This window comes from Nitratireductor sp. XY-223 (assembly GCF_004959855.1).
Taxonomy (GTDB): domain Bacteria; phylum Pseudomonadota; class Alphaproteobacteria; order Rhizobiales; family Rhizobiaceae; genus Hoeflea_A.
In genome coordinates, this window is record NZ_SPNT01000001.1 from 213,624 (window position 1) to 230,403 (window position 16,780).

13 protein-coding genes are annotated in these 16,780 nt (G+C 62.0%); 9 read left to right on the top strand and 4 right to left on the bottom strand.

All coding sequences use genetic code 11. The features are described 5' to 3' along the window. Positions 1-133 precede the first annotated feature (133 nt). The 8 genes from E4M07_RS00960 to E4M07_RS00995 all read left to right on the top strand — a co-directional run bounded on the left by E4M07_RS00960 (position 134) and on the right by E4M07_RS00995 (position 12,527). Complete coding sequence (locus E4M07_RS00960) at positions 134-2,608, top strand: mechanosensitive ion channel domain-containing protein (protein WP_136656415.1); 2,475 nt, start codon at positions 134-136, stop codon at positions 2,606-2,608. 136 nt (positions 2,609-2,744) lie between these two features. Further along, a complete protein-coding gene (locus E4M07_RS00965; RefSeq protein WP_246660331.1) occupies positions 2,745-4,196 on the top strand; it encodes a UbiA family prenyltransferase in 1,452 nt (483 codons plus the stop codon). Then, positions 4,193-5,536, top strand: coding sequence for an FAD-binding oxidoreductase (locus tag E4M07_RS00970; protein WP_136656417.1), 1,344 nt, complete (start codon positions 4,193-4,195; stop codon positions 5,534-5,536). The genes E4M07_RS00965 and E4M07_RS00970 overlap by 4 nt, the downstream gene beginning before the upstream one ends. A gap of 97 nt (positions 5,537-5,633) precedes the next feature. After that, on the top strand, positions 5,634-6,071 hold the full coding sequence (locus E4M07_RS00975) for an EamA family transporter (RefSeq protein WP_136656418.1): 438 nt from the start codon (positions 5,634-5,636) through the stop codon (positions 6,069-6,071). After that, positions 6,068-7,087 (top strand): NAD(P)-dependent oxidoreductase, encoded by a 1,020-nt coding sequence (locus E4M07_RS00980; RefSeq protein WP_136656419.1) that lies wholly within the window; start codon positions 6,068-6,070, stop codon positions 7,085-7,087. Before E4M07_RS00975 ends, E4M07_RS00980 begins: the two co-directional genes overlap by 4 nt. A 9-nt stretch (positions 7,088-7,096) precedes the next feature. After that, entirely contained in the window at positions 7,097-8,512 is a 1,416-nt protein-coding gene (locus tag E4M07_RS00985) for an aspartate aminotransferase family protein (RefSeq protein WP_136656420.1), read from the top strand. Positions 8,513-8,592: 80 nt separating this feature from the next. Then, positions 8,593-9,777, top strand: coding sequence for a hypothetical protein (locus tag E4M07_RS00990; RefSeq protein ID WP_136656421.1), 1,185 nt, complete (start codon positions 8,593-8,595; stop codon positions 9,775-9,777). 239 nt (positions 9,778-10,016) lie between these two features. Continuing rightward, positions 10,017-12,527, top strand: a complete 2,511-nt coding sequence (locus E4M07_RS00995) for an FAD-dependent oxidoreductase (protein ID WP_136657456.1) — start codon at positions 10,017-10,019, stop codon at positions 12,525-12,527. A gap of 49 nt (positions 12,528-12,576) precedes the next feature. Here the strand turns inward: E4M07_RS00995 and E4M07_RS01000 are convergent, their stop codons facing one another. From E4M07_RS01000 to E4M07_RS01010, 3 genes are all read right to left on the bottom strand, one after another. After that, the gene (locus E4M07_RS01000) at positions 12,577-12,975 is read right to left on the bottom strand and encodes a hypothetical protein (RefSeq protein ID WP_136656422.1); all 399 of its coding nucleotides are present in this window, start codon (positions 12,973-12,975) and stop codon (positions 12,577-12,579) included. A 205-nt stretch (positions 12,976-13,180) separates the two neighbouring features. After that, the gene (locus tag E4M07_RS01005; protein ID WP_136656423.1) at positions 13,181-14,188 is read right to left on the bottom strand and encodes a GlxA family transcriptional regulator; all 1,008 of its coding nucleotides are present in this window, start codon (positions 14,186-14,188) and stop codon (positions 13,181-13,183) included. A 306-nt stretch (positions 14,189-14,494) separates the two neighbouring features. Further along, entirely contained in the window at positions 14,495-14,749 is a 255-nt protein-coding gene (locus tag E4M07_RS01010) for a hypothetical protein (protein WP_136656424.1), read from the bottom strand. 153 nt (positions 14,750-14,902) lie between these two features. On the opposite strand from E4M07_RS01010, the gene E4M07_RS01015 reads away from it, so the two are divergent. Then, entirely contained in the window at positions 14,903-15,814 is a 912-nt protein-coding gene (locus tag E4M07_RS01015) for a LysR family transcriptional regulator (RefSeq protein WP_136656425.1), read from the top strand. Between the two features lie 8 nt (positions 15,815-15,822). Here the strand turns inward: E4M07_RS01015 and E4M07_RS01020 are convergent, their stop codons facing one another. Next, positions 15,823-16,764 (bottom strand): OmpA family protein, encoded by a 942-nt coding sequence (locus E4M07_RS01020; RefSeq protein WP_169054045.1) that lies wholly within the window; start codon positions 16,762-16,764, stop codon positions 15,823-15,825. Positions 16,765-16,780: the final 16 nt, after the last annotated feature.

Here is a 16,780-nt window from a genome sequence, read left to right on the forward strand (position 1 = left end):
CCACGATAGGCGCCCGGTCCGGGAGATTTCCCGGAACGACCGGCAGCCGGCTGTGGATTTGTGCCTTGGCGCTGTTTGTTATCGGATGTGAATCCGTCGTATACCAGTGACCGAATCGGTGCGGGGAATCCAGGTGAATTCGATCCTGTTGCGTTTGGTTCTTTTGGGCGCACTCTGCCTCGGGGCGTTTCTGGCCACGGGTGCACTGTCCCTTGCGCAAACGGACAGCGGGCTCGAGACATCCGGTTCGGATCAGGTCAAAGCGGCACGCAAGGCGATCGACGGCGCCGGCGAGGAACTTCAGGAACTCAAAAAGGACGATGAGACCGCCCGCTACGATGACGAGCGGCTGGTCGAATTGCAGCAGCGGCTGGAAGACATCGCCAGCGCAATGCAGTCGATCCATGACACCCTGCAGCCGCGGCTCGAGGCCATCAAGGCGCGCGAGACGGAAATCGGGGAACCGCCGGACGAAGGCGAACCGGCGGAACCGCAGTCGCTTATCGACGAACGCACGCAGCTCGCCAAGGATCGGGCCAGTATCAATTCGGAAATCGGACTGGTTCAGGCGATCGCCCAGGAAGCGCGCCAATTGGCCGACTCGGTTGCCGGCTACCGGCGCACGCTCTTCCGCCAGTCCCTGCTTGGCAGGGCCGACCTTTCCGCCGAGAGGCTGAACGCCGTGCAAGCTGCACTGGCGGAGGAGTCGCGGGAAATCGTCACGCGTATATCCAGTTGGCTGTCGTTTACATGGAGGCATGAACGCGGAGCCTTCCTTTCGGCGCTCCTGCTGTCGCTGCTGACCGGGGTGCTTTTCATCATCGGCGAATACCGGCTGTTTTCGCGGTACACCCAGCACGACAAGAGCGAAACCGACCCGTCGGAATTCAGCAAGCACACCTCGGCGTTCTGGTCGACATTCCTGCCGACAGTGGGCGTTGCGATTTTTTGTACACTGACGTGGTTTTTCCTGAATAATTTCAATGTCTTGCGCGGCGATATCTCGCGCATGCTGGCGCCGTTCTTCCAGTTTGTCGTTATCCTCTTCTTCGTCGGCCGGCTCGCCGACGCCGTTCTGGCCCCGCGACATCCCCACTGGCGCCTGGTGCCGGTATCCGACCGCGGTGCGCACACGTTGTGGTGGCTGATCATGGCGGCAACCCTCGTCAATGCCGCCGACTACCTGGCCGGCAGCATTGCCGAGGTTCTCGATTCGCCCGTCATCCTGACCATCGCGCGCAGCATGCTGGCGGCCATCATCATCGGCGTGCTGCTCGTCGTGCTTTCGCGTATCCGCCCGATGCAGGAGCGCGAAGGCCGCGGCCGCGCCTGGCCAAGCTCCATTTCGGTACCGCTGACGGTTCTCGGCGTTGCGCTTATCGTGCTGCCGCTCTTCGGCTATGTCGGCCTGGCGCGCTTCATCGCCACGCAAGTCGTCGTGCTCGGCGCGCTGATCGTGACGATGTATCTCGGCTTCCTTTCGGCAAAGGCGGTCTCCGAACCGACAGAGTTTTCCGCCTCTGCGCTGGGAAAAATCCTGTCGGAGCGCTACGGCTTCGGACAGATTGCGGTTGAGCAGATCGGCCTGCTTTGCGGCATCCTGATCTATGTCTTCGTGATCGTGGTGGGCGTGCCGATCATCTTCCTGGTGTGGGGATTCCAGATCCGCGACATCCAGGGCTGGGTGGCGGACAGTTTCAGCCAGGTCACCATCGGCAGCGTGACGATTTCGCTGTCTGGCATCCTGATCGGACTTGCCGCCTTCGCCATCGGCTATTTCATCACGCGCTGGTTCCAGCGCTGGCTCGACGACAATGTGATGCGCCGCAGCCGCATGGAAGACGGTCTGCGCAACTCGGTGCGCACCGCAGTCGGCTATGCCGGCATCATCATCGCCGCCGTCATCGGCGCATCGGTCGCCGGGCTCAACCTGTCCAATCTCGCGCTGGTTGCGGGCGCCCTGTCTCTGGGCATCGGTTTCGGGCTGCAGAACATCGTCAACAATTTCGTTTCCGGGCTGATCCTGCTGGCCGAGCGGCCCTTCAAGGTCGGCGACTGGGTGGTGACCGGATCGACCCAGGGCTTCGTGCGCCACATCTCGGTGCGCGCCACGGAAATCGAGACATTCGACCGGCAGTCGGTGATCGTGCCGAATTCGGAATTCATCAATACGCCGGTCGGCAACTGGACCCACCGCAACCACCTCGGCCGCGTACAGATCGCGGTCGGCGTGTCCTACGATTCCGATCCGCGGCGGGTGATCGAGATCCTCGAGGAGATCGCCCCGACCAACGATATCGTTCTGCGCAATCCGGCACCGTTTGTCGTTTTCACCGATTTCGGCGCCTCTTCGCTCGATTTCGAGCTGCGCGTCTACCTGAGCGATGTGCTTTCCGGCCTGTCGGTGGCGACCGACCTGCGCACCAAGATCTTCGAGCGTTTCAGGGAAGAGGGGATCGAGATTCCCTTCCCGCAGACCGACGTGCATATCAAGGCACCGCAACCGGCCGGTGCAGCGCAGGAAGACACGGACAATACAGGTCCGAAAGCAGAGACGCGCGCGGCCGACAAAAAACCACCGGCACCGCGCATGGACCCGGACGAATAGCGCCGAATATCTCGCAACCGTCTGTTAGCGGTTTGTTTACCTTCCCGCCAATTTGGCGGCGCCAGACCGCGAATCCGGGCACATGTTCACCCGATCTGAAGTTTGTTGCGCTAGCGTCGCGCCCATGGATATCCGGGTGGACGACAATAAGGCACGCAGCGAACAGCGGGACGTTCCGCTGTGTGTCGACCTCGACGGAACGCTGCTGAAGACCGATACGCTCTGGGAGAGCCTTGTCGCGTTGATCATGCGCAATCCGTTGCTGGTCTTCGCCGCCGCACTGTGGGTGCTGCGGGGGAAGGCGGCACTGAAGAACGAAGTGGCTGCGAGAACCGACCGCGACCCGGCCTCGTGGCCTTACCGCGCCGAGATCGTTGATCTTCTCACCCGGGAAAAACAGAATGGCCGCCGGATCGTGCTTGCGACCGGTGCGCCAAAGAAGGTCGCGGACGGCGTTGCAAAGCAGCTTGGCCTGTTCGACGTAGTCCTCCACACCACGCCCGATACCAACCTTACGGCGAGCCGGAAGAAACGCGCCCTTGTCGAACGGTTCGGCGAGGCGGGATTTGACTATATCGGCGACAGCGGCGACGACATCGCCGTGTTCGAATCGGCCCGTAAGGCCATCGTCGTCGCCCCCGATCGCGCGGCCCACCGCTGGGCCACGGCACACGGCGCCGAGATTGCCGTGGAGCGCGAGGTCAATGCGCGGCTGCTCTTGAAGGCGATGCGGGTGCACCAGTGGCTCAAGAACGCGCTGCTCGCGGTGCCGCTCGTGCTGCACCACGAATTGCTGAACATCAGCCTTCTCGCCAGCGTCATCGTGGCGTTCTTCTCGTTCTCCTTCGCCGCCTCGTTCGTCTACATCCTGAATGATCTCGCCGATCTGGAAAACGACCGGCTGCACCACCGGAAAAAGGAGCGCCCGCTCGCCAGCGGCCGTTTGGCGATTCCGAGCGGCATGGGGCTGGCCTGTGTGCTTCTGGCCGCTTCGCTGGCGCTGGCGCTGCTGTTGCCGCTCGTCTATATGGGCGTTCTGTTAATCTATATCGCCGCGACGACGGCCTATTCCTTTGTGCTGAAGCGCAAGCTGCTGGTTGATGTTTTCACGCTGGCGGGTCTTTTCACCTTGCGTATTATCGCCGGTGCGGCGGCGATCGCGTCAGACCTGTCGTTCTGGCTGCTGGCATTCTCGATCTTCTTCTTCCTGTCGCTGGCGCTGGTCAAGCGCTACGTGGAACTGTCCGAAATCACCTCCGAGGAGGGCTCCAAGAAACTGGGCCGTGGCTACTATGCCGTCGATTTCGAGATGATCGGCCAGGCCGGGATATCGTCCGCGTTCGGCGCGGCCCTGGTCCTGGCGCTCTATGTCAACAGCGACGAAGTCCAGCAGATGTATGCCATGCCGCTGCTCCTGTGGCCGCTCTGCCCGATGATTGTCTACATGCTGTTGCGGATCTGGATGCTGGCGCGGCGCGGCCAGATGCATGACGATCCCGTCGTCTTCATCATCAGCGACTGGCGCAGCCAGCTGGTCGCGGCCGTCGGCGCGATCCTTGTTCTGGCAGCGGCGGTCAATCCGCTATGAGCTACGAAAGCTGGGGCCGAAACAACAGCATTGCGCGCGTGGCGCGCACGCCCGACCGGCTGACCCCGGACATCCTGGCAGGCGGCAGTTTCCTGGCCTACGGCAATGGCCGCTCCTACGGCGACAGCTGCCACAACAGCGGCGGCCGTCTTATCGATATGCGCGGCGCGAACCGCATCCTGTCCTTCGACGAAGTCAGCGGCGTGATGACCTGCGAGGCCGGGACGCTGCTCTCGGATGTCCTGGAACATGCCATTCCGCGTGGGTTTTTCCTGCCGGTCACGCCCGGCACCCGCTATGTCACGGTGGGCGGCGCGATCGCCAATGACGTCCACGGCAAGAACCACCATGTGCGCGGCACCTTCGGCGCCCATGTCGACAGTCTCCACCTGCTCAGAAGCGATCGCGGCCTGCTGACCTGCTCGCCGACGGAGAACAACGACCTGTTCGCGGCGACGATCGGCGGCATGGGGCTGACCGGGCTGATCACGCGGGCACGGATCCGGCTCATGCGGGTCGGTTCGGCGGACGTACGCCAGCGCACGCTGCGCTTCGACGGGATCGACGACTATTTCGCCCGCTGCGCCGAGTTTGACGACATGCACGAATATGCGGTCGCCTGGATCGACCAGATGGCCAGGGGCCGGAAATTCGGACGCGGCCTGCTCCTGGGCGCCGATCATCCGTCCGACAAGTCGCCGGCATCCAGACCCGCGTCGAAGCCGTTGCTGTCCGTGCCCTTCGTACCGCCCGTCAATCTGGTGAACCGGGTGACGCTGAAGGTCTTCAACGAGCTGTTCTTCCGCAAGGAACGGACTGGGGAGCAATGGCGCAAGGTGTCCTGGCAGAGTTACTTCTACCCGCTCGACTCCATCGGGCACTGGAATCGCCTCTACGGTCCGCGCGGCCTTCTCCAGCACCAGAGCGTCTATCCGGAGATGAACGGTCACGACACCACTGTGCGGCTCATGGAGTGTGCGCAGGTGCATGGACACGCGTCCTTCCTGACCGTGCTCAAGCGCTTCGGCGCGTACCGGTCGCCGGGTCTTCTGTCATTTCCGCGTCCCGGTTTCACGCTGACGCTGGACTTTGCCAACCAGGGCGCCGAGACGGTCAGGCTGCTTGACGCGCTGGACGATATCGTCATTTCCGCGGGCGGCGCCGTGAACCCCTACAAGGACGCCCGCATGAGCGCCGCCACATTCGAGGCGTCGTTTCCCGGCTGGCGGGAACTGGAGGCGCACCGCGATCCGGCCATGATGTCCGATTTCTGGAAGCGCACGGCGATGGTGCTGCCGCGGCAAAGCACCCGTCCGGCGATGGCGGCCGCAGCCGTTTGATTCAATTTTAACTATTGTTGCAATTGTCTCTTAACCCTTTGAATTCACGGAAAATACGGGTTTTTCGCGTAACAAGGATGCGAAGCGGGGAGCCATCATGAACTACATCCCTTTTATCCTATTCACGGTGCTGACCAACGCGGCGGCGCAACTGATGCTCAAACAGGGCATGCTCAGCCTCGGTCCGCTTGAGTTCGCCGGCGAGAACATTGTCCTGAAGACATTGCAGATCGTCTTTCATCCGTGGGTGTTCGCAGGCCTTGTGACCTTCGTCATTTCAATGGCCTCGCATCTTTATGTCCTGTCCAAGGTCGAGCTTTCCTTCGCCTATCCATTCTTGAGCCTGGCCTATGTGGCCGTCGCCGTCTTCGCCTATCTCGTCTTCAAGGAGGATCTCAATGCCTGGCGGATCGCGGGCATCGCATTCATCTGCGTCGGAACCGTTCTGATCGCCCAGTCCGGACGCAACGACCCGCGCGAGATCGCCGCAAATCACGGCAAACAACCCCAAACCATCAGCGAGTTCGACACATGAAACATGTTCTGTTCGGCGGCGACGGCTTCGTCGGCCGGGTGCTTTCAGCCCGTCTTGTCAAGGACGGCGAGGAGGTCGTGGTCTGCGACATCGCCAAGGGTGACCTGCCGCACTACGCCAATTGCCGATTCATCCATCTCGATGTGACCGACAGGGCGCAGTTCGACAAGGTTGAAATCGGCGCCGACGACATGGTCTACAACCTGTCGGCCAAGATGCTGTCGCCGCTGCAGATCCGTGCCAGGCGGCACGACTTCTTCTGGCCGGTCAATTACTACGGCACGGAGAACATCATCGAGAAGATGGCCGAGAGCGAGGCTTACCGCCTGGTGCACTACACCACGGACATGATCTACGGCCACACCTTCACCTATCCGCAGACCGAGGAGCATCCGGCCAACCCGCTCGGGGAATACGGCCTGTCGAAACTGGCGACCGAGGACCTCGCCGCCCGGTGGCGCGAGAAGGGCATGCGCATCTCGCTGTTCCGCCCGCGGCTGATCATCGGGCCGGGCCGCCGCGGCATTCTCTCCAAGCTGTTCAAGCTGGTGGACTACAATCTGCCGGTGCCGATGATCGGCTCGGGGCGCAATCCCTACCAGTTCATTTCCGTGTTCGACTGCGCCGAGGCGGCACGCCTCGCGTGGAAATCGGGTGTGCCCAACGAGGCCTATAATCTCGGTTCGGACAACCCGCCGCCGGTGCGCAAGCTGCTCGGCGACCTCATCAGGCACGCCGGCTCGCGCTCGTTCGTGCTGCCGACGCCCGGCTGGGCCGTGAAGCGCACGCTTGACCTCTTCGATCTCGTCAACCTGCCGATCATGGATCCGGAGCAGTATCTGATCGCCGACGAGATGTGCATTCTCGACTGCACCAAGGCGAAGCAGCAGCTCGGCTGGAGCGCCGACTATCGCGACGAGGACATGCTGATCGCCGCCTATGACGAATATCGCGACGGTCTCTCCGCCGGCGAAAGCGGGTCGCACGCGACGCCCAAGCCAAACGCCACAGCCTGAGGCAGGATCATGAATATCGTTCCCAAGATCACCAAGCCGCATCTGCTGACGGTCGAGGACGCCAAGGCGCTCGACCTGCCGACGATGACGGAATATTTCAAGGAGCACCTGAACCCGGGCCAGCTCCATTTCATGAAGTTGCTCGGTTTCAACAAGGTAAAGATCGAACGTGCCGAGGGGATGTATTACGTCGACCAGAACGGCCGCAAGATCCTCGATTTCTTCGGCGGTTTCGGATCGCTCGCATTCGGTCACAACCATCCGAAGGTGATTGAGGCCCGCATCAAATTCCAGGAGGAAAGGCGCCACGAGATCGCCATGGCGTTCCTGTCGCAATATGCGGCGGCGCTGGCGCGGAACCTTGCCGAAATCTCTCCGGGCGATCTCGACATGGTGTTCCTGGGCTCCTCCGGTTCCGAAGCCATGGAAGCGGCCGTCAAGGTCGCCGAGCGGGCTGCCGGTCCCGAGCGCGGCCGCATCGTCTATGCCGAGAATTCCTTTCACGGCAAGACCAAGGGTGTTTTGTCGCTGACCGATTCACCGCTTTACCGGGGCCAGTTCAAACTGGTGGACGATACGGTGCGGGTGCCGTTCGGCGACATCGACGCCATCCGCAACGCTTTCGAAGCCGACCCGCAGATCGGCGTCATTGTTCTCGAAACCATCCAGGGCGGCGGCGGCATCATCAAGGCGCCGGCGACCTTCTGGCAGGAATTGCGGGCGCTTTGCGACAAGCACGACGTGCTGTGGGTCGCCGACGAAGTTCAGTGCGGCATGGGCCGTTCGGGACGCTTCTATGCCTTCGAGCACGCCGGGGTCGTTCCCGACGTCACAGCGCTGGCCAAGTCGCTGGGCGCCGGAAAATGCGCCATGGCGGCGATGATCGCGCGGCGCGATGTCTATATGAAGGCCTACGGCAAGCCGAACACGGCGCTGATCCACGGGCCCGCCACCTTCGGCGGCATCGGCGAAGCGTGCGTGACGGCCATCGAAGGTCTGAATCTCCTTTACGACGAAGAACTGATCGCAAATTCGGCCGCGCAAGGGGCCTATCTCCTGAAGCGGCTGACGGAATTGCAGGCCAAGTACCCGAAGATCATCAAGGATGTGCGCGGCGAGGGCTTGATGGTCGGGCTTGAGTTCCAGGATTTCAGCCAGACGCTACCGATGGTTCTGCGTCCGGTCGTGTCGGTTCTCGACGAAAAGCTGAAAGGTTCGCTTTCCGGCTTCATCGGGGCGCTGCTGCTGCGCGACTACGATACGCTGGTCGCGTTCACCGAATACAACCGCAATGTCATCCGCCTGGAGCCGCCGCTGATCTGTCAGGGCGAGCACGTGGATGCGTTCGCCGACGCGATGGACGACCTGCTTGGCCGCGGCATCGTCGGCATTGTTAAGGATTTCGTCGCAAGCCAGGTAAAATAGAGCCGCGAATCAGCGGCCGGCGTTGCTCCTGGGCAGGGCGGTGCGGGTCGTTGTCCGACATCATATGGGGATGATGGACGATGGACGGCGGTCCTGTTGTGCCGGCTTCGCGCCTGTTCGGGCGTATCGGAAATTCTCTGGAGAACCGGATAACGCCGGGCGTGGTTCGCGTAACCGCGCCGCTTCTGTTTCTGCTTGTGATTATTGCCGTTGCCGTCAGCGCACTGGTCGAGCCGGAACACAACTGGGACATGGCACCCTATATCGCGGTTGCCCTTGAAAGGGATATCCAGGATCCGGCGGCGTTGCACAAGCGTGTGTGGGGCATCATGGAATCGGCCGCCAGTGCCGATCAGTTCCATACGCTGACGCAAGGCAGCCAGTACAACATCGAACAGTACACGAACCCCGAGAATTTCCATTCGCAGCTCGGCATGTACCGGGTCAAATACGGTTATGTGGCGTATCTGCGCTTTCTCGGGCCGATCATGGGCTATGTCGAGGCGACGCAGGCGGTCAACGCCGTTTCGGTCCTGGTGATCGGTTTGGTGTTGCTTATGTGGCTTTACCGCTCCGATGCCGCCGACGGTTTGCTTCTGCTTGCGCCCTTCATGCTTGCCATGGGCTTTTTGACCATGGCGCAGATCGCGGTTCCGGACCTGATGACCTTCGCGGCGTTCCTGGTTGCCGTCTTCCTGTTGCGAACCGGGCACGAATGGCCGGCCGTGCCTGTCCTGCTGGTCGCTTTCGCGATCCGTCCGGACGGCATCATCCTCATTTTCGCGCTGCTGCTGGCCTATCTGTTTCTCGACGGCCGGTGGCTGCCACTGGCGATCGCCTTTGCGCTGTCGCTCGCCGGCTATGTCCTGATCACCCGGGGCGGCGGGCATCCCGGCTGGTGGCCGCATTTCGTATTTTCCAATGTCGAGATGCAGAGCAACATGAACGGGTTCGATCCGCAATTCAGCATCGCGACCTACCTGAAGGCGCTGGTGCGCGGGGTCTTCGTCGCCATTCGCGACAATGTCTGGCTGGCCCTTGGCGCGATCCTGATGCTGGGCTGGGCGGTGTTGCGCAGGGCGGGCCGGGAGCCGCGCGGCATCGCCGCAACGCTGCTCCTGGCGCAGCTTTTGTGCGTTGGCGGTAAATTCGTGACTTTCCCGCTGCCGGATGACCGGGTCTATTTCCTCTATCTCCTGCTCGCGGCCGTATTGCTCCTGGAAAGCTGGAAGCCCCGTTTCGACCTGGCCAAATCCCGCAAGTGACGCTTAAGGCGACGCGGCGGCACTGTCGTCCGGCGTTTTTCGCATGTCGCAAACAGGCGATACGTTGCAACGTGCGACGTTCATATTTGCGCGCGGCTCGACGAAATCCGCATCTTTGCGGCCAACCAAGAGCTTTTGACTTATAACAGCGAGGGCGAATGCCGGTCCGACACGTGTCGACGGTGTCGGAATACGCATTTGCCGGGCTTGAGAATACGGTCGCGGAAAGGGCTAGGACGATGAAAAACAGCGCGCGTGCGGTAGTGATTGGCGGGGGCGTGGTCGGCGTCTCGACCCTCTATCACCTGGCGAAAAAGGGCTGGGACGATGTCATCCTCATCGAGCGCAAGGAACTGACCTCGGGCTCGACCTGGCACGCCGCAGGCCTGTTGCCGCTGTTCAACATGAGCTATTCGGTCGGCCAGATCCACAAATACTCGGTGCGCTTCTACCAGGAACTCGCCGAGGAAACCGGCATGGACACCGGCTTCAGGAAGGTGACCAACGTGCGGCTCGCACGCACGCAGGACCGACTGGACGAGTACGAATACTACATGGGCGTCGCCGAGACGATCGGCATCGAGGTCAACCGGATGAGCCCGGAGGAGATCAAGGAAAAATGGCCCTATGTAGACACCGACGGGCTGATCGGCGCGATCTGCCACCCGGAGGACGGCTACATCCAGCCGGCGGATCTCACGCAGGCGCTGGCCAAGGGCGCGCGCGACCGCGGCGCCACCATCTACCGGAACACGACTGTCGAGGGCATCGACCAGCTCGAGGACGGCCGGTGGCTGGTCCGGACCGACAAGGGGGATGTGACCTGCGAGCATGTCGTGTCGTGCAGCGGCAACTTCGCCCGTAAGACCGGCGCGATGGTCGGCCTCGACATTCCCGTCATCCCGGTCGAGCACCAGTATATTGTCACCGAGGCGCATCCCGAGATCCAGAAATTCCGCGCCGATGGCGGGGCGGAACTTTGCGTGCTGCGCGAATCCGATTCCTCCTGGTACATGCGCGAAGAGGCCGGCGGTCTTCTGCTCGGCCCGTATGAAAAGGGCGCCCCGTGCTGCTATGTGGACGGTCCGTCGGACGAATCGGAATACGAACTCTTCCAGGAAGACCTCGAGCGCCTGATGCCGCATATCGAGACGGCGATCGCACGGGTTCCCTATTTCGGCGAGGCGGGCATCAAGAAGGTCTACAACGGCGCGATCGCCTATACGCCCGACGGATCGCCGATCATCGGCCCGGCGCCGGGCAAGAAGAACTTTTGGCTAAACGAAGGCCATTCCTTCGGCGTCACGGCGGCCGGCGGTGCCGGCTGGCAGCTTGCCGAGTGGATCGTCGACGGCGAGCCGACCATCGACATGATGGGCGTCGATCCGCGCCGGTTCGGGCCCTATGCGACCGAGGGCTATCTGCGCGAGAAAAACGAAGAGGCCTATGCCAACGTCTTTACCGTGCACTATCCGGACGAAGAGCGCGTCGCGGCACGGCCGTTGAAGCGTACGCCCTGCTACGGCCGCATGGAGGAACTTGGCGCCGTCTTCGGATCCGTCTACGGCTGGGAACGGCCCAACTGGTTCGCGCCGCAAGGCTACGGCATCGACGTCGACACCATCGGCAAGCCGGACGTGCTGACCAACCACAACCATCCCAATCCGGATGCGGACAACAAGGTCAAGGAAATCTGGTCGTTCCGCCGCTCGAACTATTTCGAGCATGTCGGCAACGAGGTCAAAAACGTGCACGAGAATGTCGGGCTGCTCGACATGTCCGCCTTTGCCAAGATGGAAGTCAGCGGACCCGGCGCGCGCGACTGGCTGGATTCGATCCTCGCCAACGCGATCCCAAAGAGGCGCGGCCGCATCGCGCTCGCCCACCTGTTGACCAAAAATGGCGGCGTGCGGTCCGAATTCACCGTCTACGAATGGGCGCCGGATCGGTTTTACCTTGTGTCCGCGGGCGCGTTCGAGGCGCATGACCACGATTACCTGCGCAAGCTCGCGCCGACCGACGGTTCGGTGCGGCTGAACGCCATCACCGAAAGGCTGGGCGTGCTCGTCCTCGCCGGCCCGCGTTCCAGGGACGTTCTTCAGAAGCTCACGCGCACCAGCCTCGAAAACGCGGACTTCCCGTGGCTTTCGGGCAGGCAGATCAGCGTCGGCCCGGCGAGCGCCCATGCGCTCAGGGTGAACTTCGTCGGCGAGCTCGGCTGGGAACTGCATCACCCGATGGAGCAGCAGAACAGGATCTTCGATCTGATCATGGAGGCGGGCGAGGAATTCGGTATCAGGCCGTTCGGCATTCGCGCCATGACGGCGATGGCGGTGGAAAAGTCCTACCGCCTGATCCCGCGCGAACTATCCATCGAGTACAACGCCTATGAATCGGGCCTCGACCGCTTCGTCAAACCGAACAAGGGCGAATTCATCGGCCGCGAGGCTGTCGTGCGGGCGCGCGAAGAGGGTCTCAAATGGAATTTCGTCACCCTCGAGGTGCATGACGTGACAGACGCCGATGCGCGCGGCAGCGAGGCCATTTACAGGAACGGCGAACTCATCGGCCGGGCAACCCATGGAAGCTATGGATGGCGGCTCGGAAAATCACTGGCGCTGGCCATGGTGCGGCCCGATCTCAGTGCCGCGGGAACGGAACTCGAAATCAGGATCCTCGGTCAATTGCACCGGGCGACGGTGATCGAGGAGAGCCCGTTCGATCCCGAAAACGGTGTGCTCAGGGCCTAGAGCTGTTGGTCCGGCCGTCGGCGATCCGACGGCCTATACGGCCTGCTGTCTACTTGGAAGCGTGGATCTCGCACTTGCCGGAATAGGCATGGGTCCATCGTCGCGCGCCGTTCTGGCAGCCCCTCAGGGCCAGCGCCTCGGCTTCCTCGACGCTCTTTCTGTTCAGCGCGACGCCGCAGATGAAGTTCTTTCCCTCATAAGCGGCTGCCGTCAGGTCGGTCGAGGCGTAAGCAGAGTGTCCGCTGGCCGCGATATATTCCCTGAGAGCCCCCGGGCAGTCGCCCTTGGCAACGGTCAGCGAGAGCGGCAGCGACCGCCTGACATTGCCCTTCCAGCCGGCGAGCGACTCGCCGGGAGGCGGCGGCGATGAGGATGTGGTACAGGCGGCAAGCAGAAATGCCATGCAGCCGACCATGGCGGATTTTCGGTTTAACGCTGTAAGTTTCATGAACGCGTTACCCGTTTGTTTTTATTGCGAAACCGAACATGCGGTTAAACAAGCGTTAAGCATGTCCCACCCGATTCATAGCACCACCACTGGTTGCTATGAACCGGAAGTTCTTCTTTTGGTAAACGACACGATCGGGCGGCCGCTGCAATTTCTGTATCAACGGCGCGGTGAATCAAAACGGCCTGAAAGCCTTTGTGTCGGATCAGGCGGCAGAGGTGAGAAGCTGCTTGCGGTCGGCTCGTTCCTGCTGGGGCGAGCGGCCGTAGAGTTCGCGGTAGCACTTGGAAAAATGCGAGGCCGAGACGAAGCCGCAGGCGACGGCCACTTCCACGACGGGCATCGATGACTGGATCAGGAGGTGACGTGCCCGGTCGAGCCTGATCTCCAGATAGTAGCGGGCAGGGGAGCGGCCCATTTCCTGGCGGAACAGGCGCTCGATCTGGCGGCGCGACAGACCCGCGTAATCGGCGATTTCCAGGAGGGACAGCGGTTCGGATAGGTTGCTTTCCATCAGTTCGATGATCGACAGCACCTTGGAATTCTGCACGCCGAGGCGCGCGCGAAGCGGCAGGCGCTGGCGATCGTGCGGATTGCGGACCCGGTCCGTCAGTGCCTGTTCGCAGACCCGGTTGACCAGGTTGTCGTCGTGGTCCTCTCCGATGAGGTTCAGCATCATGTCGAGCGATGCGGTGCCGCCGGCGCAGGTGTAGATATTGTCATCCGTCTCGTAGAGGTCGGCATAGACCTCGGCGAGCGGGAACTTCTCCGAAAAGCCCGGCAGATCCTCCCAGTGAATCGCACAGCGCCGACCCGACAACAGGCCGGCGGCGGCGAGGACATAGGCTCCCGTGCACAGCCCGCCGACGGATATGTTCCTGTTGTGCACTTCGCGCAGCCAGGCATGGACCGACTTCTGGGCGTGGGTCTCGACATTGACGCCGGAGCATACGAACACCATGGAGGGGCGCTTTTCGCCGGCGAGGTTGCGCCGTTCCTCTTCGAGTGTCGCCGTCGCCGACACCTCGATGCCGTTCGAGGCCATGACCGGTGAACCGTCGAACGATGCGATGCGCCAACTGTAGGCCTGGTAACCGAGCATGCGATTGGCGAGCCGCAGCGGCTCGATCGCCGTGGCGAACGCGATCAGCGAAAAATCCGGAACCAGATAGAAAACGAAGGATCGCTTTACCGTCGGCGTGTTGTTATCCATCGCCATCAATCCCTGAACATCGCGCCCTGCATGTGTCTGTACCGGTACAGAATCTGTCACGGCGCAGGCGCCCAATCAATATACTGCTAGCCGCCATTGCCGCTATGGCGCTGAGATTCCAGAAACTTTTCAGTTAAATCTCTCCACCCGCTAAGCAAAAACGCCTTTGCGGCTGCGACCTTTACACAGTCGGTAAGTCCTGTGAAGCGAATTTTTTTAATGTGAAAATAAGTAAAATTTCGCCCTGCGGTCGATGTGTCGGCGAGACTAGGCGGGCCGGCGCGCCAGTGGGCGCGCCGGTCGTGTTCAAAGGCCGAGGCGGCGGCAGGAATCACGCTTGTCGTAGCGTGCCGGCCAGCCGATGTCGCGCAGCATCTGATCGCTGAGCTTGGCGATTTCCTTCTCCGTCTGCCGGTGCAGTCTGCGGCACTGGTGGCGCTTCCATAGCGCCCGGATTTCGTTCGCAAGACGCGTTACGATCTGGGTTCCTGCCCTGTGCCTCGCCGGCACAATGGTGACGCCGTACGGGTTCCGGTTTTCGATACGTGCATTGTTCAACATGTTCAGGCTCCTTCCAGATTGCCGGTATTCGTTTCCGAAAGACCGAAAAATTCAGAGAAGGTCGCGACCCTTGATCTTGACTATGGGGCTTCTATTTGGTTCAATCAAACGAAAAGTAATCAACGTTTCATTCAAAAAAATTGAACGAAGACCATGAACGCTCCGATCAATCACCCCGCACCGCTTCTCGAGCTCGATATCCTGCGTACCTTCGTCGCCATAGCCGACACGGGCAGTTTCACAGCGGCCGCCTCAATCGTGTTCCGCACGCCATCGGCGGTCTCCATGCAGATCAAGAAGCTCGAAGAAATGCTCGGCAGACCGGTCTTCGCGCGCGATGCGCGGTCGGTGACGCTGACCAATGACGGTGTCGTCCTGCTCGGTTATGCGCGGCGCCTGCTGTCGCTCAACCGCGAGGCGGTCTCGCAGTTCGTGTCGCCCGACATTTCCGGCGTGGTGCGGCTCGGCGCCCCCGACGATGTCGGCGAGCGGCTGCTGCCGACCGTGCTGACGCGTTTTGCCAAGACGCATCCCTCGATCGCCGTCGATGTCGTCATCGACATGAGTTCCAACCTCATCAAGCGCATTGAGGAGCGGCGGCTCGATATCACCCTCCTGACCTGCGCCACCGGAAAGGTGCCGGACGGCGGCGAAATCCTGTTGACCGAGCAGCTTGTCTGGGCCGGTGCTAAGGGTGGAAGCGCGCATCTGTGTTCGCCGTTGCCCGTCTCCATGTGGGAAGAGGGCTGTGCCTGGCGCGCCGGCGCCGTGGAAGGCCTGAACGAGCGCGGCATATCCTACCGCATCGCCTATATGAGCGCCCACACCGCCGGCCAGCGGGCTGCGATCATGTCCGACCTGGCCGTGGCGCCGCTGCCGAAATCGTTCGTCGGCGAGGATCTGGTGGTGCTCGGCGAGGAAGACGGATTGCCGCCGATCGGCACCTATTCGCTCGGCATGATCGTCCGGCCGGATGCCGAGGCGCCGGTCTGCGCGGCCGCCGACCACATCCGTGCGACGTTTGCGATGCTCGCCGATACGGGAGAATTCGCGGAGGCGAGCTGACCGGAGCGTCAGCGGGGAATCATTTCCACCCGGCGGTTTTTGGCACGGCCGTCCTCCGTATCGTTGCGGGCCACCGGCGCGAGGAAGCCGGCGCCGGCGGCGACCATCCGCTCCTTGCTGATACCGTGCGCGCTGGACAGCGCATCGACAACCGACTGCGCCCGCCGGTGCGACAGCCCGAGATTGTAGTCCATGCTGCCCTGGTTGTCGGTGTGGCCGACAATGACCACTGAAAGCTCCGGCGCGCCGTTCAGGAATTTGGCCATCTCCTCCAGTGTCGGCGCCGATTCCGGTTTGATATTCGCCTTGTCGGTGTCGAAATAGATGCCGTAAAGGGCGACGCTTCCCTTTTCGGCGAAGGCATCCTGCATCGCTTTGGCGTCGACCATCTGGAAGGCGAGCTTGTCGATTTCGACGACCGTCACCTGGGTGCGGATCTTTTTGTGCGTATCGGCGCTGATGACGACGGATGCGTAGACCTCGCCCTCGGCGCCGGAGCGCTTGGCGCCGAGGTAGCGGTAATTGAACGGATCGACCACCATCTTCGGCAGCGGAAACGTGTCGAGCGCGTATGCCAGGTTGCCGCCGCCGCACGCCTTGGTGTCGCACTCGAAAACGATCTCGAAGCCGTTGCCCGTCAGGCCCAGTTCGAAATTGCGCGCCACCTCGGCCAGCGATTGGTCACCGTCGAGCGTGTAGGCGATGCGGGTGACGGTGCCCTCGATCGGCTTCAGATTGTCCGGATCGCGCTTGGTGGCCGGTTCGGTGGCGAACGCGTATTCGTCGAATTCGCGATGGTCGTAGGCGTTGATGAACGAGCCGTCGAAGCGACCGACCAGCGGATGATCGGCGCTGCCGGCAATGTCCTCGGCATGTGCGACGGTCGACAGGATTGCCGCGACAGCCGCCGATGCGACTGCACGACCAACGCTTCTAAAGGAAGTATCCATTCTTGCGCCCCGCTGC

What these genes read in the sequence shown, in the direction of transcription:
- E4M07_RS00970 (WP_136656417.1), top strand. Translation starts at nt 4,193, where the DNA reads ATGAGCTACGAAAGCTGGGGCCGAAACAACAGCATTGCGCGCGTGGCG.
- E4M07_RS00975 (WP_136656418.1), top strand. Translation starts at nt 5,634, where the DNA reads ATGAACTACATCCCTTTTATCCTATTCACGGTGCTGACCAACGCGGCG.
- E4M07_RS00980 (WP_136656419.1), top strand. Translation starts at nt 6,068, where the DNA reads ATGAAACATGTTCTGTTCGGCGGCGACGGCTTCGTCGGCCGGGTGCTT.
- E4M07_RS00985 (WP_136656420.1), top strand. Translation starts at nt 7,097, where the DNA reads ATGAATATCGTTCCCAAGATCACCAAGCCGCATCTGCTGACGGTCGAG.
- E4M07_RS00990 (WP_136656421.1), top strand. Translation starts at nt 8,593, where the DNA reads ATGGACGGCGGTCCTGTTGTGCCGGCTTCGCGCCTGTTCGGGCGTATC.
- E4M07_RS00995 (WP_136657456.1), top strand. Translation starts at nt 10,017, where the DNA reads ATGAAAAACAGCGCGCGTGCGGTAGTGATTGGCGGGGGCGTGGTCGGC.
- E4M07_RS01000 (WP_136656422.1), bottom strand. Translation starts at nt 12,975, where the DNA reads ATGAAACTTACAGCGTTAAACCGAAAATCCGCCATGGTCGGCTGCATG.
- E4M07_RS01005 (WP_136656423.1), bottom strand. Translation starts at nt 14,188, where the DNA reads ATGGATAACAACACGCCGACGGTAAAGCGATCCTTCGTTTTCTATCTG.
- E4M07_RS01010 (WP_136656424.1), bottom strand. Translation starts at nt 14,749, where the DNA reads ATGTTGAACAATGCACGTATCGAAAACCGGAACCCGTACGGCGTCACC.
- E4M07_RS01015 (WP_136656425.1), top strand. Translation starts at nt 14,903, where the DNA reads ATGAACGCTCCGATCAATCACCCCGCACCGCTTCTCGAGCTCGATATC.
- E4M07_RS01020 (WP_169054045.1), bottom strand. Translation starts at nt 16,764, where the DNA reads ATGGATACTTCCTTTAGAAGCGTTGGTCGTGCAGTCGCATCGGCGGCT.